The following is a 19,356-nucleotide window of genomic DNA, read 5'->3' on the forward strand; positions in this document are numbered from 1 at the left end:
GGACCGCGATGCCCCCGACCGCACTGTCCCGGATCGCAGAAGGGCAAGCAAATCCGTTAGCGTTCGATGTGCCCATCGTGTTGTATCAGGCCTCCTACGCCTGAACCGCCAAACCCTGTGCTGACTTGTCTAAGTCGGATTCGCCCCGCTGCGCAACAGGGCGATCCATCAGAACGGCGTCCGCCTGCCCATGCCGCGTCAGTTCCCGGTGGGTGATAAACACCCGCCAGCCGAGCGGCTTGGCCTGGTCGGCGGAACAGCTCACGGCACGAAAACTGAGATGATTAGCTAGTTTTTCAATCAGATGAACGGATCGATGACGGCCTCCGGTGCATCCAATTGTGATAGTAGCGTATTTTTTCCCCTCTTGCACGAATCTCGGCAATACGAGGTCAACAAGTTCGGTAATGCAGCCAAAAAACTTCGCGAAGTCGCCGTCGGCCTCGATATACCCGCCGACGTCCGCATCCAGACCTGTCTTGGACCGCAATATGGGATCGTAGTGCGGATTGCGCAGGAAGCGTGCGTCGAATACCAGATCTGCTTCGCGCGGCAGGCCCTTGGGGTAGGCGAAGGAGATCAGCGACACCGCCAACCGGGCCGGGTCGACGCCGGCGCCAAAATGCCGCTCGATCAGGCGGCGCAGGCTGGCGATCGGCAGACCCGAGGTGTCCACTACCAGATCGGCGCGCGCTCGCAGCGGTCCGGTCAGCGCAAGTTCCGCCGCAATGCCGTCGGCGATGACGCCTTGGGGCGCCAATGGATGACGGCGTCGGGTCTCGGTGAAGCGCCGCAGCAGCGTGTTGTCGTCAGCCCAGGCATACACCAAATGAATGCGCCGCTCGGAATTGCTGCCGAGTCGCGCAATGGTATCCAGCACATCCCCGGCGTCGAAGCCGCGGGTGCGCGCGTCGACGCCGACCGCCAGCTTGTGGTCGCTTCTGGCGACCATTTCCTCGAGCATGGTCAGCGGCGGGTTGTCCACCGCTTCGTAACCGACATCCTCCAGCGCGCGCAGGATCGAGGCCTTGCCGCCACCGGACAGGCCGGTGACGATGACCACCGCCATCGCGCTCATGCCGCGTTACTCGATTGGCCACCGGTCACGCGGCAAAGGCCCCAGCGACCTGGCTGACCCGGCCAAGCGCGCAGTCCAGCGCCAGGGCCAGCTTGTCCGAGGCGGACGCGGACGCGGCGTCGAGCCGCAAGACGGGAACGCCGAACACCGGGTGCGACCTGGGAATCGGCAACCGATCGCCGTTGCCATCAAGTTCCACCACGAGCGCCAGCCGAGCCCGGGCGCGGAACGGTAGGCGGACGATCCCCAGACCGCGCACTTCCAGCAAACCCGCCAGCGTGTCGGGGCAGGACGCAACGCCGTCGGCGAAGTCGACCTGATCGTCGGCCACCAGTTCGAAACCACGCGAAAGAAGCCGCAGCACAAGGTCGGATTTGCCGCAGCCCGGCGGACCCAGCAGCAGAATCGCCTGGCCGTCGCGTGAGATACAGCTTCCGTGCAGACGCCGCTGACTACGCATGAGACGGCAGTCTGAACGCATCATCCGACAATTGGAAGCGGCTTGCCGCGGATGTGCGCACGTGACAGCGTCCGACATCATGCCCAACCGAACATTGATTGCCGCCGCCGCGGCGCGAATCGCCCCCTACATCCGGCGAACGCCAGTGCTGCGGGCCGATCTCGGCGGCGATGCGCCGGTGGATCTGAAGCTCGAACTGCTGCAGCACACCGGCAGCTTCAAGCCGCGCGGCGCGTTCAATCGGCTGCTTTCGACGCCCCCTGGCGCTGTCGGCGTGATCGCGGCGTCCGGCGGCAATCACGGTGCCGCGGTCGCCTACGCCGCGCGTAGCCTGGGGTTCACGGCGGAAATTTTCGTCCCCACAACCACCCCCGCGGCCAAGGTCGCGCGCATCGCCAGCTATGGTGCAACGGTCGTGCAGGGCGGCGACAGCTATGCCGACGCGCTGCAGGCGTCGCATCGTCGCCAGGCCGAGACCGGCGCGCTGGAGGTACACGCTTATGACCACGCGGATGTATTGGCAGGACAGGGGACGCTGGGGCGTGAGTTCGAGCAAGCGGCTCCGGACCTGACCCATATCCTGGTCGCGGCCGGCGGCGGTGGCCTGATCGGTGGCATCGCCGCCTGGTACCGCGGCAGCGTCTCGGTGATCAGCGTCGAGCCGGAGGGCTGTCCGGCGCTGCATGATGCGCTGCGCGCAGGTCAACCGGTGAACGCCCCGGCCGGCGGCCTGGCGGCGGATAGTCTTGGCGCCAGGCAGGTCGGCACGCTGATGTTCCCGATCGCCCAGCGCTTCGTCAGCCAGGCCATACTGGTTGCCGACGATGCGATCCTGGCGGCGCAGCGTCTGCTGTGGGACCAATTTCGTCTGGTCGTCGAGCCCGGCGGTGCGACCGCGGCCGCGGGGCTGTTGTCCGGGCAGTTCCGACCGCCGCCCAACGCCAGGGTCGGGATCGTGGTCTGCGGCGCCAACACCGATCCGGCAAAGGTCGTCGGATAGCGCTGCAACCCACCGGCTGTGTGCCGACCTGGCCTACTCCACTTGACCGCAATCGCCGGCGACTCAGTAGCCGCGTGCCCAGTCGATGACGTTGCGCATCGGCCGGCCGCTGAGCCAGGCAAGCAGATTGTCACAGAACAGCTCTATGCCGCCATGCCGGTCCTGATCGCTGGCGCCGGAAATGTGGGGCGTGATCAGCACCCGAGGATCGGCCCAAAGCCGCTCCATCGGCGGCCGCTCGAACTCGCCGACATAGACATCGAGCGCCGCGCCGCGCAGGTGAACGCGATCCAGCGCGTCGGCGAGCGCCGCCTCATCGATGATCTCGCCCCGAGCGACGTTGACCACGATGCCGCCGGGCTTCATCGCGGCAAAACGATCCTGGTTGAACAGCCGATCGGTCTGGGGCGTCCACTGGCAGCAGATCGCGACGACGTCGCTGTCCCGCAGTAACCGGTCAAGATCGCCGGTGCCTCCGATCTCGCTGAAGCCGGCCGGCAGCGCCTGTTCCGGAGCGGCATGGCGGCGGGTGCCAACCACGCGCATTCCCATCGCGGCGCACAGCCGGCCGACCTGCTGGCCGATGCCGCCGGCGCCGACGACGCAGGCGGTCTTGCCATCCAGCAGGATCGGCCGGTAGGCCCGCGCGTCGAACCGGCCCGCCTGTCGATCGACGGCGGCGCGGTTCAGGCCATTGGCCAGATGCAGCATCGCCGCCAGCGCGTATTGCGCGATTGCCAGCGAACTGGCCGACCCGCGTGAGGTGGTGACGATCACGTCGCTGCCCCACAAATCGCCGCGCAGCAGATTGCTCGCCCCGGCCGGCCGCTGATGGAACCATTTCAGCCGCGCTGCCCGGGCCCGCAGATCGAGCGGGAACGGCCAGCCGCCGAGGATGATGTCGGCCTCGGCCAGCAGGCGGTCGCGATCCGCGCGGCTACCCTTTCCGGCGGCATCCGGGGCCAAATAGCGTTGCGCGGTGAAGTCCGGCCACGTGGCGCGATATTCGCCGTCGAACCAGCCGCCGGCGTCGGTCAGCCGGACCGATGCATCGACCGCCTCGATCCGGCTGCGCTGCTGGGCGCCGACTGGCATCAGGGTCAGGATGTTGAGCTCTGGCATCGGCCTCGCCTCGTGCTGCGTTGCGGTCTGGCGCCGGAGCGCCCTTGTCTTCCACCTCAGCTCGGGCACTCTCGACGCGGCCGTCAAGACCGCCCGCCAGGATTGGAGCCCAAATGACCGAACCGCCCGTATTGCTTTCGATCGACCCCCGCGGCGTCGCCACCGCCACGCTGAACCGCCCCGAGGTCGGCAACGCCTACAACGCCGGTTTGCTCGATGCGCTGATCCGCGGCCTGGCCGAGCTCGGCGCCGACCCGGCGGTGCGCTGCCTGGTGATCCGCGGCGCCGGCAGGCACTTCCAGGCCGGCGCGGACATCAACTGGCTGGGCGAGGTCGCCGCCTATCCGCCAGCCGAAAACTACGCCGCCTCGATCGCCACGACACGGGCGATGCAACTGCTGAACGAATTCCCAAAACCCACCATCGCGCTGGTGCACGGTGCCTGCTTCGGCGGCGGCGTCGGTATCGTCTGCTGCGCCGATGTCGCCTTCGCCACGCCGGACGCGCAGTTTGGCATCACCGAGATCCGCGTCGGCGTCGCGCCGACCCCGATCTCCACCCACATGATCAACGCCATCGGGCTGCGCCATACCCGCCGCTACGCGCTGACCGGGGAGCGCTTCGACGCGCGTGAGGCTGAACGCATCGGCCTGATCCACGAAGTCGTGCCCGAGGCCGAGACCGAGGCCAAGCTGGCCCATCTGCTCGACGCCATCCTGCTGGGTGGGCCCAACGCGATCGCCATGACCAAGCGCAGCTTTCTCGGCGCCAACGACTTACTGCTGAATGAGCGCCAGGTCGCCATGCTGGCGCACGAGGGCTGGACCCAGCGCCATTCGCCGGAAGGCCGCGAAGGCACCAGCGCATTCCGCGAGAAACGCAAACCGTCCTGGTACCCGACAACTCACCCCAACGTGTAGTCAGTCCCCTTCGGGCCGGTCTATCTGCAACCCATGCCAGACACTCAACCGACGGCCCCGGCCGGAACCGCACCGGCAGCCCCACCGGCAGCCCCACCGGCAGCCCCACCGGCAGCCGAGCTCATCCACGCCCCGCCGCGTCGGGCGCCCAAGCCGCCCGGCCCCTGCACCATGGTCATCTTCGGCGCCGGCGGTGACCTGACCAAGCGGCTGCTGGTCCCGGCACTGTACAACCTCGCCACCACGGGCCTGCTGCCCGAGCGGTTCGAGTTGATCGGCGTCGATCTCGCTGACCTCGATGCCGGCAAATGGCGCGACAGCCTGCACAAGATGATGCAGGGCTTTGTCGGCAAGGCCGCCAGTGAGAGCCGCATCGACAAGGTGGACGAGGACACATGGCAGCGTCTGACCGGCCGCATCGCCTATATTCGTGGCAACCTGACCGACGAGGCCACCTATAAGAAGTTGAAACAACAGCTTGACCGCTCGTCCGACACCGGCAGCAACTGCATGTTCTACCTGGCGATCGCCGACCGTTTCTTCGGCCCGGTCGTCACCCACCTGGGCAAGGCCGGATTGTTCGAGGAGAACTGGGACCAGGACCGCAAAACATCGGAGCGCTGGCGCCGGGTGGTGATCGAGAAGCCGTTCGGCCACGACCAGGCCTCCGCCCGGTCGCTGAACACCAGCATCCTGCGCTGCGCCGACGAACGCCAGATCTACCGGATCGACCATTTCCTGGGCAAGGAGACGGTGCAGAACATCATGGCGCTACGCTTCGCCAATGGCATGTTCGAACCGCTATGGAACCGCGACCGGATCGACCACGTGCAGATCACGGTGGCGGAAACCGTCGGGGTGGAAACCCGCGGCGGATTCTATGAGAAGACCGGGGCGCTGCGCGACATGGTCCCCAACCATGTCTTCCAATTGCTGGCAATGGTGGCGATGGAACCGCCCGGCGGGTTCGACGCCAACGCGGTACGCAGCCGCAAGGAAGACGTGTTCGCGGCGTTGCGCACGGTGTCGCCGGACGACGCGGTGCGCGGCCAATATGGTCCCGGCCCCGGTGGTGTTGACGGCTACCGCCAGGAAAACGATGTGGCGCCGGACTCCGCCACCGAAACCTATGCCGCGATGCAACTGGCGATCGACAACTGGCGCTGGGCCGGGGTGCCGTTCTATCTGCGCACCGGCAAGCACATGTCCCAGCGGATGTCGGAAATCGCCATCCGCTTCAAGCCGGCGCCGTACGCGCCGTTTGAGGCGACCGACGTCGCCTCGCTGCCCTGCAACTGGCTGTTGCTGAAAATCCAGCCGGACGAGGGGATCGCGCTGCAGTTCGAGGTGAAGCGGCCCGGTCCGGTGGTCGATCTTGCCGCGGTGCGAATGGCGTTCAGCTATGTCGACTGGTTCCCGAAGGAGCCCAACATCGGCTACGAAACGCTGATCTATGATGTCATGACGGGAGACCAAACCCTGTTCAACCGCGCCGACATGGTCGAGGAAACTTGGCGGGTGGTCGGCAACGTGCTCGATAATTGGTCAAGGCAAACGCCGGCAGACTTTCCAAACTACGCGTCCGGCAGCGATGGCCCGACCGAGGCCGACGCTTTGTTGCAGCGCGCCGGCAGAATGTGGCGACCCGTCGACGACAAGGGCACCTCATACCTGAAAGATGCTGGCGCGACCGAGGCCGCTGTACCCCGCCCGGCTGATGTGTAATCGGGCATACTACGTCGCTGAGGTATGGTCCGAGGCCAGTCGACCGGAATATAACGCTCCAGTTTAAACGGATATCAGCGGCTTTCAGTTACGCTACGGCATCATCTTACGCATCCAGTTCCTGGCGCTGCCCACGCCCAACGCCACCCTATCTGAAGGCTGTACGAGCGTAGTTCAGCGCAAGAACGCCACCACCGGTCAAAACGCGCAATGCGGTCCCGAGATGCTCGAGCACGGTGTTCAACCCGCCTCGCTCGCTGATCGCTAGGCGCGTTGCATCGGCGACTACCCGCGTCAGGGTTTTGAGCGCGCTCGCCAAGCATCAACGCACGCCCGAAAATCCGACGTCCTTAAATCGGATGTCCGCCAGCAATCCGCGCACGAGCCTCTCGTGCTCGGATAGCCAGACTAGACCGTCGACGCGGATACGCCAATCCTAGGACTGGCGCGCCCGCGTTATAGCTTCGTCGAACGCCGAGACCACCTGACGATGACTGGAATTATCGTTCATGCTCTCGATGTCGTTGAAGCCGCGGCTCATGGCGACCGAAAGCAGGATGGTGTTGGCCCCCGGCTGCGGTCCGTGCAGGTTCATCAGTCTGGCGGCGCCGCGCAGTGCTCCAACCGCGCAGCGGCGGCCGTCGCGGGTTTCATAGCGCCGCTGAACCCAATCCTTGCGGTCCTCGATCAGTGCCCGGCCGATTGTCAAGACCTGAAGCGTCACGGCATCCGGCTGACCGGGGGGGATCGGCTGGAACGCGTGCAGGGGGATTGACTTCGTGACCGGGGGTGCGCCTAGGGCAAATTGGATTAGGCGCGTCCAAAGCGGGGATTTTGCAGTGGTCGTGGTAGTCGTGGTCGAAACATAACCAAGTCCATCGAACGGCATGGATGCCTCCCCTCGTTGCCGGGTGCATCATATTAAGCACGACTCATGGCGGTATGTTCACACCCCACGATAATTTGGCTGAAAACCATGACGGGGCCGGCCCTGTGCCGATGTCGAACCGTCAAGATCGGCCCGAATCCCGGTTCGGCATCCGCCGCGGCCGCCACAGACGCCGCGACACAGATCGGTCCAGATCGTCCAACTTTTTGATTTTGTTTACGATTTCTCGGCCGACCCGTCTGCCTGGGTCGTCGTCGCCCAAGTCCTGCCAAGCCCCGGCCGCGGCCGTCCCGGGTTGCCGTCCGAAGCCCGCCGGCGAACCGGACCGCCGACAGTCTTGACACCGAACGGCTAAACCTTTGGTAACCTTACGATGAATCGCGCCCCCAGCACGCGGTCCGCATCATCGCGGCGGTTTTCCGCCGAAATCTGGCCGTGCAGCGCCTCGACGATCTGCCGGCTGATCGACAGCCCCAGGCCAGAGTGCTGCCCGAAGCTCTCGCCCTTCGGCCGCTCCGAGTAGAAGCGATCGAAAATGTGCTCCAGGTTGGCGTCGGGGATCCCGGGGCCGTCGTCGTCGACGCACAATTCCATCATGGCGCCGACCTCGCGAACCCGCACCACGATGCGCCCGCGCGGCGGGCTGAACGATTGGGCGTTGCCGATCAGATTGTGCAGCACCTGCACCAGCCGGTCCTCCACCGCCCAAACCTTGGCCCCGTTCGGCGGTGCCACGATCTCCAGCTTCGGGTCGTTGTCCTGATCGCGGGTCGCCTCATCCAGTTCCAGCAATGTACGCAGGATCGGCACCACATCGACCGGCGCGGCGGTCACCCGCGACAGTTCCGCATCCAGCCGAGAGGCGTCCGACACCTCGCTGATCAGCCGGTCAAGCCGCACCACGTCCTGGGCGATGATGGTCAGCAGTTGCCGCTGGCGGCTGGGATCCTCGATCCGGCGCAAGGTCTCGATCGCGCTGCGGATCGAGGACAGCGGGTTCTTGATCTCGTGCGCGACATCGGCGGCAAAGCGTTCCGTGGCATCCATACGCTCCCACAGCGCCGTCGAAGAGGCCGACAGCGCCGAGGCCAGTGCGCCGACCTCGTCACGCCGGCGCAGCAGCGACGGCGGCACGCTGCCCGACCGCCCGAGGCCCTCGCGCATGTCGGAGGCCGCCTCGGCTAGGCGCAGGATCGGGCGGGCGATGGTCAGTGACAGGTACCAAGACAGCAGCACTGTCAGCCCAAGCGCCAGGCCGAACAGCGCCAGGATCGACATGCGGACGGTGAACAGGCTTTCGTCCACCTCGCGCGCCTCCCGCGTCAACGAGATGATGCCGACCGTGTGCTTGTCCCGCTCGACCGGAACCGCGACCGTGACCAGCAGGCGATTGTCCTTGGTGCGGCGGATATAGGGCGCGGTCTCGTTGCTGTTGCCGGCGCTGTTCAGCCGCAATTCCTCCTTGACGTTGGGCTGCCAGTCGGGCCCGCCGGCCGATGGCGTGGTATCCACCAGCGTCGTCGGCGCGGTATGCGGCAGAAATCCCAGCACCCGGTCATAGACCCAGCCGATGATCCGCAGCACCGGCCCGTGATCCAGCGGTGGCGGCAGCGGTTCGGTGCTGAAGGTGCCGTCCGGGCCTTCTCGCCGCCGCGAGTCAGCCAGCACCGTGCCGTCCGGCGCATACAGTCGCGCCTGAGCGTCCGGCGTCGGTTCGGTCAGCCGGCGCAGCAGCGAGCCGGCGACTTCCGGCACCAGCTTGGGATTGTCCGGGTCGGTGGTGCGCACCGCGCTCTCGCCCAGCGCGCCGGCGAACACCCGGGCCTGCTCGCGCAACGCGGTGACCTGCGCCTCCAGCAGCCCATTCTGGTATTGGTCCAGATACAGCAGCGCCACCACCAGCAGCGCCAGCGGCAGCGCGTTGACCAACAGGATGCGGCGCAGCAGCGGCGACACCCAGCGCTGGCGGAACCGCCGTGCCGGGGCGGCCGCCCGGGTCAGCCCGGACAGCAGGCTGCCGTCGGGCAATCACTGCTCCTTGTAGCGGTAGCCGATGCCGTACAACGTCTCGATGTGATTGAACTCCTCGGTCCCGGTGCGAAACTTCTTGCGGATGCGCTTGACATGGCTGTCGATGGTGCGGTCGTCCACGTAGATGTTCTCGCCATAGGCCGCGTCGATCAGTTGGTCGCGGCTCTTGACCATCCCGGGGCGGGCGGCGAGTGCCTTCACCAGCAGGAATTCGGTCACCGTCAACTGGATGTCCTGGCCGCGCCAGGTGCATTGGTGCTTGGTCTCGTCCAGCACGAGGTCGCCCCGCGTCATCACCCCGCTGGGCGCCGCCCCCGACCCCTCGGCCTTGCCGGCCTCATTGCGGCGCAGCAGCGCGCGGATACGCTCCAGCAGCAGCCGCTGGCTGAACGGCTTGGTGATGTAGTCGTCGGCACCCAGCCGCAGACCCATCAGTTCATCGACCTCCTCGTCCTTCGAGGTGAGGAAGATCACCGGCATCGAACTGCGCTGGCGCAGCCGCTGCAACAGTTCCATCCCATCCATGCGCGGCATCTTGATATCGAGTACGGCGAGATCGACCGGACGTGCGGTCAGACCTTGCAGCGCGCTTTCGCCATCGGTGAAGGTGCGGACGGTGAAACCCTCCTGCTCTAGCGTCATCGACACGCTGGTCAGGATGTTGCGGTCATCATCGACCAGGGCGATGGTCTGCTTCATCGTGGGTTCCTCGATCGTGTGTTGGCCCGATCGTGTGCTCGGGACCGGTTCCCTTCCCCGATCATGGTTCCCAAGGCAGGGGATTTGGGGATGCGTTTTGCCGTAATAGCACATTATGGCAAGCGATTGTGGCGGATTGCGGACGAGGGTGAATGACGCATGGCATCTGAACCGGTCGACGAACCCCCGGCCAGCCCGGCCGCAACTCCCGCCTGGCAGGCGCGCTGTCTGCTGCGCGCGGCGCGATGCGGGACGCTGGCGACGACATCCCAGGGCCAGCCGTTCGCCTCGCTGACGACACCGGCCTGCATGCCGGATGGGTCGCTGCTCCTTCTGCTGTCGCGGCTGTCGGAACATACCCGCCACCTGATCGCCGACCCGCGATGCTCCGTCATGGTCACCGGGCCGGCCCCGACCGCCAATCCGCAGACCACGCCACGGGTCAGCATCACCGGTGTGGCCGAGGTGGTGGACGATCCGCCGCTCAAGGCGCGCTATCTGGCGGTGCATCCGTATGCGTCGCTGTATGCCGACTTCACCGATTTCGCCACGTGGCGGATCGTGCCCGCGGCGGGCAGCTTGGTCGGCGGGTTCGCCAGGGCGTTCCGGCTGACAGCGGCGGACCTTGCTCCGGATGCCGAAGCGGTTGCCGCCATTCTTGCATCCGAGCCCGGCATTCTGTCGCACTGCAACCGCGACCACCCCGCCGCGCTGGCCGCCATCGCTGGCGAGACAGGCGATTGGCGGATGGTCACCGCCGACGTGGACGGGTTCGATCTGGCGCTGGCGGAACGTGTGATCCGGATCGCCTGGACCCAGCCGGTCGAGCACGCGAGCGATGTGCGTCGCCAATTGGTCAGCATCACGGAGCAGCGGCGGGGCGGTTAGAACAATCGCCGCAGCGGTCGCAAGCGCCGGCCGATTTCACGGATCGACGTCGATCTCGATCGCCGCCGTACTTGGCGGCGAACGCACGCGGCGGAAAAGCCGGCCACCGAAACCAGGTGACGCTGATCCACAATATGTGTAACCTATTGCAATATTTGGTGTATGACGAGAGAAATGCGAACCAACATCGAAATCGACGACGAGCTGATGGCCGATACGATCCGTGCCATCGGCGCCACAACCAAAAGGGCGGTGGTAGAGAAGGTTTAAGAGTTGTCGATGCTCGAATCGTTGGTGGTCGGCGACCTGGTGATGGCCGAAGTGCTCCAGGGAGCCCGCGACGAACCGCATGCCGCCCGGATCGAACGCAATATGCGGAAGCATATCGGGCGGCCCATCGTCTCGCCCGAAATGGCCATGAGCGCGGCGCGCAACTTCTGCACCATGCGGGCGCGGGGCTTTACAGTGCGCAAAACCATAGATCTGTTGATCGGCACCTTCTGCATCGAGCACGGCTACCGGCTGCTGCATGATGATCGGGACTATGAGGCGATGGAGAAACTGCTGGGCCTGATGGTCGTGCGGTGAGCGATCGCGCCACGGCTTCACCACCGCCCGGCGGTCACCGCCCAGCGAACCCCGTCGCCGCCAGCGCGGTCCGCGCGGCAGCCTGACCGCTGATCCAGGCGCCCCCCAGCGTCCCGGCAAGCCCGACATGGCAAGCCTCGCCGGCAAACATCAGATGGCCGTTCGAAACCGGCTCGCCCAGGACGTCGCGGGCCAATGCCGCCCCCGGAACCGCATAGCAATAGGCCCCACGCACCCAAGGATCGGCGTCCCAATGCGTTACCAGCGTGGCGCCTCCGGCGAACAGCCGATCCACCCGGCTACCGAATGCCTGTCGCAGATAGCCCAGCGCGAAATCGACCGCCGCCGCCTCGCCTTGCTTCGCCAGGTCCCAGGCGGTCGACCCGCCGATCCAGCCCTGCACGTAGTCGCGCCCGAACGGCCAGCACTGGAACGGTATCAGCGGGTCGCCGGCGCGCGTCAGAATCCGATCCACAAAACAATGCCCCGGCAAGCCCAGCCGGTCAGCCCCGGTGGCGCGCAGAACCACCTTCACCACCAGCCCCATCGGCAATTGGCGCACCGCCTCGCTCACCCGGGCCGGCAGGATCGGGTCGAACGGCAGCGTTCCGGACGCCAGCACCCCGGTGGAGACAGTGACGATACAAGCCCCGCCGGTGATCGATCCGCGTTCGGTCTCGACCGTCACCTCGCCACCCGAATTGCCCCAGCAAACCCGCGTTGCCGGGGAGTTCAACCTGATGTCGAGCCCCTGCGTCAGCCGCCGTCGCACGAAGGCACCGATGCCACCGTCCGGCACCAGATTGCTGCCGGCCAGGGCGTTGCGCCGCCAATCCCGAGCACTGAACCGATCGGCATCGACGGCGCAGATCACCGGGCCCTCCCAGGCCTCGATCGTCGCCGCCCACGGATCGCCAGGCAGACGCCGGGTGACCTCGGCCAGCGACACATCTTCCTGCTCCGCCAGGATGGCGTCAGCTGCCGCGACATAGCGCGGTTCGGCGCCGGAATATGCCGCCAATTCGGCTTCGGTGGCCAAGCGGTCGCCGATGAATGTGCGCTCCTGGCGGATCGCATCCGAGCGCAACAGCGTGTCACCGGCAGCACGCGCGATCGGCACCAGCGGATTGTGCTCGGCGTTGTGCAGCCACACCGCGCCCATGTCGAACCACACACCGCCCAGCGCCGCCGGATGATCGGTCCGGGCTCGTCCGCCCGTTCGGCCGGACGCCTCCAGCACCACGGCACGCCCGCCAGCGCCGCGCACCGCTGCCGCCGCACCCAGTCCGGCCAGACCGGCCCCGATGATCACAACGTCGGTTTCGGCCACGCGATACTCCTTCGTGTCGGCGCCAGATGGCTTCTACGGGAACCAGCCTCGGACAGGGCCGGAGTTCGGAGAGCTGTCGAGGGTATATGATACCGCACGCCCCTTGCGGCTTGAAATCGGCACTGACAGTTCAAACGCAACCCATGCCCTCGATCGATCCCTAGTCGGCCGATCTCCCATCAGAAGCTGACCGCGGATGATCTCGCGTGCCCCGCAAGCCACCCCGGCGACCACCGACCATCAGGCGACGATCCGAGCCACCTCCGGCGGCGATTTCAGCACCAGGGCGTCGTAATCCTTCATCAAAGTCTCGGTGACCGCTCCCGGCGTGAACTGACGCGCCCCGATCTCACGCACCGCCGTCACCTCAGCCGCGGTGCCGGCCAGAAACACTTCCGTCGCCCGACCCAATTCGTCCGCCGCGATCTGTCGCTCGACCACCCTCATCTGGTTGCGCCGCGCCAGGCTGATCACCGTGCGCCGGGTGATCCCGTTCAGGAAACAGTCAGGGTCAGGCGTGTGCAGCTCGCCATCGATGACAAAAAAGATGTTCGCCCCGGTGGTCTCCGCCACCAGTCCGCGCCAGTCCAGCATCAACGCATCGGAAAACCCCTGCTGCTCCGCCTTCACCTTGGACAGCGACGCGATCATGTAGAGCCCCGATGCCTTGGCATGCACCGGCGCGGTCTCCGGCGGAGGCCGCCGCCACTCCGCCTCGGCGACGCGAATACCCTGCATCCGTTCTGCACCGAAATAGCTCGGCCACGGCCAGGCGCCGATCGCCAGATGCACCGATGTGCCGGTGGCCGACACCGCCAACTGCTCCGACCCGCGCCAGGCCACCGGGCGCACATAGCCGTCGTCAAGATTGTTGGCCCGCAGCACCGCGGCACAAGCGGCATCGATCGCGTCGGCCGACCAGGGAATTTCGAAGCTCAGGATGCGTCCCGAGTTGATCAGGCGGTTGGTGTGGTCACGCAGCCGAAAAATATTACCGGCATAGGCCCGTTCGCCTTCGAACACCGCGCTGGCATAGTGCAGACCATGCGATAGAACATGCAGCCTGGCGTCCCGCCAGGGCACCAGCGAGCCGTCCAGCCAGATCCAGCCATCGCGATCGTCGAAAGGAAGCAACGTCATGGCCGCCTTCTCCGTAATTTTGTGTCGTACAGTGCCCAGAATTTAACACGAAAAGCAAATTTCAGTCAATACTACTGACCTATTTCGTAATCGGATATCAGCCATGCTCAAAGCCAAATCCCGCGAGTCGAGGTTCGTCGCGCCGCCCAGGCTGCCGCCGCCGACCCAGGTTGTCGATGTCGGCGACGCCGAAATGCGCCTGGCCCAGGATCTACTGTTCTTCGCCTACCGCGACTTCACCAATGTCGCGGACAAGGTGCTGGAGGAACTGGATCTCGGTCGGGCGCACCACCGCGCGCTGCATTTCATCGGCCGCAATCCCGGGATCACCGTCTCCGGCCTGCTGGCAATTCTGCGCATCACCAAGCAGTCGCTCGCCCGCGTGCTGAACGCCCTGGTCGACCAGGGCTATGTCGGCCAGGCGGCGGGATTCGAGGATCGCCGGCTGCGCCTGTTGACCTTGACCGAAAAGGGCCAGGCGCTGGAGCAACGCCTGTTCGAAGCCCAGCGCCAGCGCATCGCCCAGGCCTATCGCGGCGCCGGGCCGCCGGCGGTGCAGGGATTTCGTACCCTGATGCGCGCCATGATGGACCACGGCGCGCGGGCCTATGTCGACGGCACCGGTTCGGCCGAGGATACCTGAGGTCATGCCCGAGGACAGCCATATCCTGGTGGTGGAAGACGACCCCCGGCTGCGCGAACGCCTGGCGCGCTACCTTACCAACGAGGGTTTCCGGGTCACCGCCGCCGGCGACGCCACCGAGGCGCGCACCCAGTTGCGCGCGATCAATCCGGACCTGATGGTGCTGGACGTGATGATGCCGGGCGAGAGCGGCCTTGATCTGACCCAGTCGCTGCGCCGGGAACAGCCGCACGATCTGCCGATCCTGTTGCTGACCGCCCGCGGCGCGCCCGAGGATCGCATCGCCGGCTTCGAGGCCGGCGCCGACGACTACCTCGGCAAACCGTTCGAGCCGCGTGAACTGGTGTTGCGCATCCGAGCCCTGTTGCGCCGCGCCCCGCCGCCGCAAGCCGCCGAGGCGGTCGCCGGACCGGTGCGCATCGGCGAGGCGGAATTCGATGTCGCGCGCGGCGAACTGCGCGACGCCACCGGGCCGATCCGCCTGACCGGCGGCGAAGCCGCGCTGCTGACCGCGCTGGCGCGCAAGGCCAACGAGGTGCTGTCGCGCGAAGAGATCGCCGATGCGCTCGGAATGGACGACTCAGGGGAACGCGCGATCGACGTCCAGGTCGTCCGCCTGCGCCGCAAGATCGAGGCCGACCCGCGTGAGCCGCGCTTCCTGCACACCGTGCGAGGCCGCGGCTACATCCTGAAGCCCGGTAGCTGACATGCGTGCTCGGCTGCCGCTGCCGTTCGTCGCGCAATTGAAGCATCTGATGCCGCGCGGCCTGCTTGGGCGAACCCTGCTGATCATGCTGGTACCGCTGGTGGTGGTGCAGGCGATCGCTTTGCAGATCTTCTACGGCAGCCATCTCAATCTGGTTTCGCGCCGCCTGTCCGGGGCGATCGCCGGGGAAATCTCCTACACCGTCGATATCGTGCAGCGGCTCAAGGATCCGGCGGAACGCGAATGGGCGTTGCAACTGGCACGCAACGAATTTGTTCTCGACATCAAGCTCGAGCCCGGCGCCAAACTGCTGCCACAGAAGCGCATCAACATCCTGGGTCCCGAGGATGATGATCTCGCACAGGCGCTGACCGAGCGGTTTCGGGTGCCGTTCACCATGGACTGGACCTCCGATCCGCAGTCCGTACTGATCCAACTGCAACTGGCCGACGGCGTGCTGGACGTTAAAGCGCCGCGCAAGCGGCTGGCCACCGGCACCATCTTTCTGTTCGTCGGCTGGCTGGTCGGTTCGGCGCTGTTGCTGTTCGCCATCGCCGCCATGTTCATGCGCAACCAGGTGCGCGCCATCCGCCGCCTGGCGCGCTCGGCCGAGGCATTCGGCATGGGCCGCGACGTGCCGCCGATCCGCCCCGAGGGTGCCTCGGAGGTGCGCCAGGCTGCCACCGCCTTCAACCGCATGCAGGACCGCATCCGCCGCTTCCTGGCGCAACGGACCGAGATGCTGGCCGGGGTTTCGCACGACCTGCGCACGCCGCTGACCCGGCTGCGGCTGGCGCTGGCCATGCTGCCGCGCACCGAGGACTTGCGCGACGACGTCACCGAGATGACCGCCGACGTGGAGGAAATGGAACGCATGATTGGCGGCTACCTGGCGTTTGCCCGCGGCGAGGGCATCGAGCAGGCGGAATCGGTTAACCTCGCGCTGATCCTCGACGACGTTGCCGCCGGCGCGCGGCGCGCCGGGACCGAACTCGAAGTCAATGTGCCCGCCGAGTTGACCCTGAAGCTGCGCGCCGACGCAGTGCGGCGTGCGATCACCAACCTGGTCGACAATGCCCGCCGCCACGCCCGTCACGTGGTGTTGGCCGCCGCGGCGCAAGGGCGTTCCGTCCAGGTCACGGTCGATGACGACGGGCCCGGCATTCCGGCCGACAAACGCGAGAGCGTGTTCCGCCCGTTCGAGAGCGGGTCCTCCGGTGGCACCGGCCTGGGCCTGACCATCGCGCGCGACATCGTGCACGCCCATGGCGGCGAGATCGTGCTGGAGGACAGCCCGATGGGCGGCCTGCGCGCGCGCATCCGGCTGCCGGTCTGACCCATGGGCAGCGATCTGCGGACCCAGGCCGACGGGCGCCTTATTGGCCTGGAACTGCTGCGTTTTCTTGCGGCGACTGGCGTACTGGTCTGGCACTACCAGCACTTCCTGTTCGTCGGCCATCACGAAGCCGCCTACCATGTCGGCCGCCTACCGTTCCGTGCCCTGCTGGCGCCGTTCTACCTCTATGGCTACAGCGGCGTGCAACTGTTCTGGTGCATCTCCGGCTTCATCCTGACCTGGAAATACCGCGACTCGATCAGCCAGGCACGTCTGTCGTTCGGGCGGTTCCTGGTGTTGCGCCTGTCGCGGCTCTACCCGCTGCACCTGGCGACGCTGCTGATCGTGGCGGCCTTGCAGGCGCTTTACGCCGCCCGCTTCGGCGAGACATTCGTCTATCTGTTCAACGATGCCTCGCATTTCGTCATGAACCTGTTCTTCGCCAATTGGTGGGGCTGGCAGTCCGGCGAATCGTTCAACGGCCCGTCCTGGAGCGTTTCGGCCGAGCTGCTGATCTACGTTGGGTTTTTCTGGATCACCCGGCGTGCCGGGGCCGGCTGGCGGACCGACGCGCTGGCGATGTTCGGCTTCGCTATCGCGGCCCCGATCGCCAAGGCGGCGTTCGGGATCAAGCCGGCCTTCAGCGGCGCCGGAACGTTCTTCTTCCTGGGCGCGCTGACCTGTCACCTGCACGACTGGATCACGACGCTGGACCGGACATGGCACCGGCGCTGCGCCCTCGGCTGTGCAGCCTTGATCGCGGTCTGCGCCGGCTTGGTGGCAACCCATGTGCTGGCGATCGCCGGCGCCAGCCTGGCGATGTTCCCGGCAGCGATTCTGCTGGCGCAACTCGTCATAAGGCCCCGGAGGCAGCGGACCAGGACGTTGCTGATCGCGCTGGGAAACCTGACCTACGCCAGCTACATGCTGCATTTTCCGATGCAGCTCGCCACCATGCTGCTGCTGAGCCAGTTTGCCATCGCGGTGCCGCCGCTGATCTATCACGACTGGTTCATGCTGGCCTATCTCGGCTCCGTATTCGCCGCGGCGTTCATCGTGTTCCGCTGGGTTGAGCGGCCGGCACAGACCGTACTGCGCCGGATACCGCATGATCGCGCGCGGCGGAACGTTCGAAACGCCTGAGGCAGATGGCGCGTCAGCCACCAGGCTGGACAGTCAGCTTGGCAAAGCTTCGGAACCGTACCGGCCAGCGCCGTCGCGGCGCCTGCATCATCGCTATTCCGGATTTGCCGATCAGCCGCAACGCGGCACCGGCTCGGTAAAATTCCGTTGCGACAGCGTGGAACTTGTTTTGCTTCCGCACGGCGTCATGCTATAGTCGTAATGATGAACGCCGGCCGCGTCTCCAGGCCGCCTGGCGCCATCGGATCGGTGCCCAGGCAAGGAATAAGCGTGGTTGAATGTCGCTTGTCGCGCTCGCGTGCGATTGGTATGGGCGGAACCGCGAAACATTAACGGCGGTGGACGCCCTGCTGGGCGGCAGCCTGTTGACCTGGGGCGTACTGCGACAGCCATTCAGGTTACCCCGGCGCAATCGGCCGCACCGGTCCGACCATCCACCGACCACCACCGAAATGTTCGGCCGGGCAGTCGAACAGATCGGCAGCGCCAAGCTGGCGGTCTGTCTCGGCGGTATCCATACCCTGGACCGGATTGCTGGTGAAAGCCGGCCCGACCAGGCCGCAGTGACCGAAATCCTCGCCGCGTTGATCAGACAACGCGCGCCGTGGCCGGATCCCGCCGCCGCCGATCCGCCAGCGTCAACCCAGGATGCTGTGACGATGCCAGACTCGTATCGTCGGCAACGATCGGCCGACGTTGCCGCCGCCCTGGACGTCATCATCAGACGCCGCGCCACCGATGGCATCGCCCCGGATGCACGCCTGAACCTGACGCGGACCAACCTGGCCAGGGCATCATTGAAGCAGGCGCCGCTCCATGGCGCCGATCTGTTCGCCGCCAACCTGCAACAGGCCGATCTCGCAGGCGCCGATCTGTCGCAGGCCGATCTCCGGCGTGCCTGCTTGCACCGCGCCACCCTGGTCGGAGCGAACCTCGCCGGCGCCAACCTGACCGGATCGAACCTGACCCAGGCCAACGGCCGGGCCGCTGACCTGACCGGGGCCACGATCAGTTGGGCCGATCTCAGCGGGGTGAACCTCTATGCGGCGAACCTCAGCGGCGCCACGATCCTCGAAGCCCGTCTCGGCGGCGCCAACCTGCACCGCGCCGACCTGCGCGGCGCACGACTTGGCGATTGCGATCTCGATGAAGCGCAACTCGGCAGCGCCGACCTAAGCGGTGCTCGGCTTGAACGGGTCAGCCTGCGCGGCGCCAAGCTGGGCCGGTCCAACCTGTCCCAGGCCTTCCTGTATGGCGCCGATCTGGCCGCGGCGGATCTGCAGGCGGCCAATTTGCGACGCGCCGATCTCAGTTGGGCCGATCTCAGTGGCGCCAACCTGACCTGGGCGGACCTCAGCGATGCGATTCTCTATGGTGCCAAGCTGACCGGAGCCAGGCTGACCGGAGCCGATCTGCGGCGGGCCGACATCCGCGCCGCCGATCTGACCGGGGCCTGCATCGACGGTGCGGTTCTGCAAGACGCCATCGTGCTCACCCCGGCCAACGGGGACGCCAAGCCTGGCGCCGCGCCTCGGGCGGCTGAATAGTTTTTTCCGTTCGGTTTGACGCTGTCACGATCGGTGCCCCAAGCCGTGCTTTCAGGCCTGCCGCGTCACGCGGCGCCGCCCGGTCGCGCATCCGCCGACCGGCACGGGCGC

General features: G+C 66.4%; 19 protein-coding genes. 11 read left to right on the top strand and 8 right to left on the bottom strand.

From position 1 onward, the window contains the following. Window positions 1–94: 94 nt before the first annotated feature. Window positions 95–1,078, bottom strand: a complete 984-nt coding sequence (gene rapZ / locus ACQY4Y_RS02760; protein WP_428489032.1) for an RNase adapter RapZ — start codon at window positions 1,076–1,078, stop codon at window positions 95–97. A gap of 25 nt (window positions 1,079–1,103) precedes the next feature. Beyond that, entirely contained in the window at window positions 1,104–1,538 is a 435-nt protein-coding gene (locus tag ACQY4Y_RS02765) for an HPr kinase/phosphorylase (protein ID WP_428489033.1), read from the bottom strand. 61 nt (window positions 1,539–1,599) lie between these two features. Between ACQY4Y_RS02765 and ACQY4Y_RS02770 the strand changes: the two genes are divergently transcribed. After that, window positions 1,600–2,538 carry a threonine/serine dehydratase gene (locus ACQY4Y_RS02770; protein ID WP_428489034.1) on the top strand — a complete coding sequence of 313 codons (939 nt, stop codon included), beginning with the start codon at window positions 1,600–1,602 and terminating at the stop codon, window positions 2,536–2,538. Between the two features lie 63 nt (window positions 2,539–2,601). Here ACQY4Y_RS02770 and ACQY4Y_RS02775 read toward each other — a convergent pair whose 3' ends face one another. Then, window positions 2,602–3,660, bottom strand: a complete 1,059-nt coding sequence (locus tag ACQY4Y_RS02775) for a D-2-hydroxyacid dehydrogenase (protein ID WP_428489035.1) — start codon at window positions 3,658–3,660, stop codon at window positions 2,602–2,604. A gap of 113 nt (window positions 3,661–3,773) precedes the next feature. Between ACQY4Y_RS02775 and ACQY4Y_RS02780 the strand changes: the two genes are divergently transcribed. Together ACQY4Y_RS02780 and zwf are read left to right on the top strand one after the other, a co-directional pair. Further along, window positions 3,774–4,580, top strand: a complete 807-nt coding sequence (locus tag ACQY4Y_RS02780) for an enoyl-CoA hydratase-related protein (RefSeq protein WP_428489036.1) — start codon at window positions 3,774–3,776, stop codon at window positions 4,578–4,580. A gap of 171 nt (window positions 4,581–4,751) precedes the next feature. Next, entirely contained in the window at window positions 4,752–6,305 is a 1,554-nt protein-coding gene (zwf, locus tag ACQY4Y_RS02785; protein WP_428489037.1) for a glucose-6-phosphate dehydrogenase, read from the top strand. 436 nt (window positions 6,306–6,741) lie between these two features. Here zwf and ACQY4Y_RS02790 read toward each other — a convergent pair whose 3' ends face one another. From ACQY4Y_RS02790 to ACQY4Y_RS02800, 3 genes are all read right to left on the bottom strand, one after another. Further along, complete coding sequence (locus tag ACQY4Y_RS02790) at window positions 6,742–7,029, bottom strand: DUF6197 family protein (RefSeq protein WP_428489038.1); 288 nt, start codon at window positions 7,027–7,029, stop codon at window positions 6,742–6,744. 516 nt (window positions 7,030–7,545) lie between these two features. Beyond that, window positions 7,546–9,222, bottom strand: a complete 1,677-nt coding sequence (locus ACQY4Y_RS02795; protein WP_428489039.1) for a stimulus-sensing domain-containing protein — start codon at window positions 9,220–9,222, stop codon at window positions 7,546–7,548. Continuing rightward, window positions 9,223–9,924: a response regulator transcription factor gene (locus tag ACQY4Y_RS02800; RefSeq protein ID WP_428489040.1), complete on the bottom strand. Its 702-nt coding sequence runs from the start codon at window positions 9,922–9,924 to the stop codon at window positions 9,223–9,225. A 159-nt stretch (window positions 9,925–10,083) separates the two neighbouring features. Between ACQY4Y_RS02800 and ACQY4Y_RS02805 the strand changes: the two genes are divergently transcribed. The 3 genes from ACQY4Y_RS02805 (at window position 10,084) to vapC (ending at window position 11,400) form a co-directional block, all read left to right on the top strand. Continuing rightward, window positions 10,084–10,812 carry a HugZ family protein gene (locus ACQY4Y_RS02805; RefSeq protein WP_428489041.1) on the top strand — a complete coding sequence of 243 codons (729 nt, stop codon included), beginning with the start codon at window positions 10,084–10,086 and terminating at the stop codon, window positions 10,810–10,812. Window positions 10,813–10,986: 174 nt separating this feature from the next. Beyond that, window positions 10,987–11,082 (top strand): type II toxin-antitoxin system VapB family antitoxin, encoded by a 96-nt coding sequence (locus ACQY4Y_RS02810; protein WP_428489042.1) that lies wholly within the window; start codon window positions 10,987–10,989, stop codon window positions 11,080–11,082. A 9-nt stretch (window positions 11,083–11,091) separates the two neighbouring features. Beyond that, window positions 11,092–11,400 (top strand): type II toxin-antitoxin system VapC family toxin, encoded by a 309-nt coding sequence (vapC, locus tag ACQY4Y_RS02815; protein WP_428489043.1) that lies wholly within the window; start codon window positions 11,092–11,094, stop codon window positions 11,398–11,400. A gap of 34 nt (window positions 11,401–11,434) precedes the next feature. On the opposite strand, the gene ACQY4Y_RS02820 is transcribed toward vapC, so the two are convergent. Beyond that, on the bottom strand, window positions 11,435–12,730 hold the full coding sequence (locus ACQY4Y_RS02820) for a flavin monoamine oxidase family protein (RefSeq protein ID WP_428489044.1): 1,296 nt from the start codon (window positions 12,728–12,730) through the stop codon (window positions 11,435–11,437). Between the two features lie 240 nt (window positions 12,731–12,970). Beyond that, a complete protein-coding gene (locus tag ACQY4Y_RS02825) occupies window positions 12,971–13,870 on the bottom strand; it encodes a branched-chain amino acid aminotransferase (RefSeq protein ID WP_428489045.1) in 900 nt (299 codons plus the stop codon). 103 nt (window positions 13,871–13,973) lie between these two features. Between ACQY4Y_RS02825 and ACQY4Y_RS02830 the strand changes: the two genes are divergently transcribed. The 5 genes from ACQY4Y_RS02830 to ACQY4Y_RS02850 all read left to right on the top strand — a co-directional run bounded on the left by ACQY4Y_RS02830 (window position 13,974) and on the right by ACQY4Y_RS02850 (window position 19,245). Then, on the top strand, window positions 13,974–14,513 hold the full coding sequence (locus tag ACQY4Y_RS02830) for a MarR family winged helix-turn-helix transcriptional regulator (protein ID WP_428489046.1): 540 nt from the start codon (window positions 13,974–13,976) through the stop codon (window positions 14,511–14,513). Window positions 14,514–14,517: 4 nt separating this feature from the next. Beyond that, on the top strand, window positions 14,518–15,219 hold the full coding sequence (locus tag ACQY4Y_RS02835; protein ID WP_428489047.1) for a response regulator: 702 nt from the start codon (window positions 14,518–14,520) through the stop codon (window positions 15,217–15,219). 1 nt (window position 15,220) lies between these two features. Then, complete coding sequence (locus tag ACQY4Y_RS02840; protein ID WP_428489048.1) at window positions 15,221–16,555, top strand: ATP-binding protein; 1,335 nt, start codon at window positions 15,221–15,223, stop codon at window positions 16,553–16,555. A gap of 3 nt (window positions 16,556–16,558) precedes the next feature. After that, the gene (locus ACQY4Y_RS02845) at window positions 16,559–17,698 is read left to right on the top strand and encodes an acyltransferase family protein (protein ID WP_428489049.1); all 1,140 of its coding nucleotides are present in this window, start codon (window positions 16,559–16,561) and stop codon (window positions 17,696–17,698) included. Between the two features lie 278 nt (window positions 17,699–17,976). Further along, window positions 17,977–19,245, top strand: a complete 1,269-nt coding sequence (locus ACQY4Y_RS02850; RefSeq protein WP_428489050.1) for a pentapeptide repeat-containing protein — start codon at window positions 17,977–17,979, stop codon at window positions 19,243–19,245. Window positions 19,246–19,356: the final 111 nt, after the last annotated feature.

It is taken from the genome of Rhodopila sp. (assembly GCF_965277165.1).
Taxonomy (GTDB): Bacteria; Pseudomonadota; Alphaproteobacteria; order Acetobacterales; family Acetobacteraceae; genus Rhodopila.

Bases quoted from the DNA above. Each gene is read 5' to 3' on its own strand.
- ACQY4Y_RS02780 (WP_428489036.1), top strand. From the start codon at position 3,774: ATGACCGAACCGCCCGTATTGCTTTCGATCGACCCCCGCGGCGTCGCC.
- ACQY4Y_RS02840 (WP_428489048.1), top strand. From the start codon at position 15,221: ATGCGTGCTCGGCTGCCGCTGCCGTTCGTCGCGCAATTGAAGCATCTG.
- ACQY4Y_RS02805 (WP_428489041.1), top strand. From the start codon at position 10,084: ATGGCATCTGAACCGGTCGACGAACCCCCGGCCAGCCCGGCCGCAACT.
- ACQY4Y_RS02845 (WP_428489049.1), top strand. From the start codon at position 16,559: ATGGGCAGCGATCTGCGGACCCAGGCCGACGGGCGCCTTATTGGCCTG.
- ACQY4Y_RS02835 (WP_428489047.1), top strand. From the start codon at position 14,518: ATGCCCGAGGACAGCCATATCCTGGTGGTGGAAGACGACCCCCGGCTG.
- vapC (WP_428489043.1), top strand. From the start codon at position 11,092: ATGCTCGAATCGTTGGTGGTCGGCGACCTGGTGATGGCCGAAGTGCTC.
- ACQY4Y_RS02765 (WP_428489033.1), bottom strand. From the start codon at position 1,538: ATGCGTAGTCAGCGGCGTCTGCACGGAAGCTGTATCTCACGCGACGGC.
- ACQY4Y_RS02810 (WP_428489042.1), top strand. From the start codon at position 10,987: ATGCGAACCAACATCGAAATCGACGACGAGCTGATGGCCGATACGATC.
- ACQY4Y_RS02800 (WP_428489040.1), bottom strand. From the start codon at position 9,924: ATGAAGCAGACCATCGCCCTGGTCGATGATGACCGCAACATCCTGACC.
- ACQY4Y_RS02850 (WP_428489050.1), top strand. From the start codon at position 17,977: ATGTCGCTTGTCGCGCTCGCGTGCGATTGGTATGGGCGGAACCGCGAA.
- ACQY4Y_RS02830 (WP_428489046.1), top strand. From the start codon at position 13,974: ATGCTCAAAGCCAAATCCCGCGAGTCGAGGTTCGTCGCGCCGCCCAGG.
- rapZ (WP_428489032.1), bottom strand. From the start codon at position 1,078: ATGAGCGCGATGGCGGTGGTCATCGTCACCGGCCTGTCCGGTGGCGGC.
- ACQY4Y_RS02825 (WP_428489045.1), bottom strand. From the start codon at position 13,870: ATGACGTTGCTTCCTTTCGACGATCGCGATGGCTGGATCTGGCTGGAC.
- ACQY4Y_RS02775 (WP_428489035.1), bottom strand. From the start codon at position 3,660: ATGCCAGAGCTCAACATCCTGACCCTGATGCCAGTCGGCGCCCAGCAG.
- zwf (WP_428489037.1), top strand. From the start codon at position 4,752: ATGGTCATCTTCGGCGCCGGCGGTGACCTGACCAAGCGGCTGCTGGTC.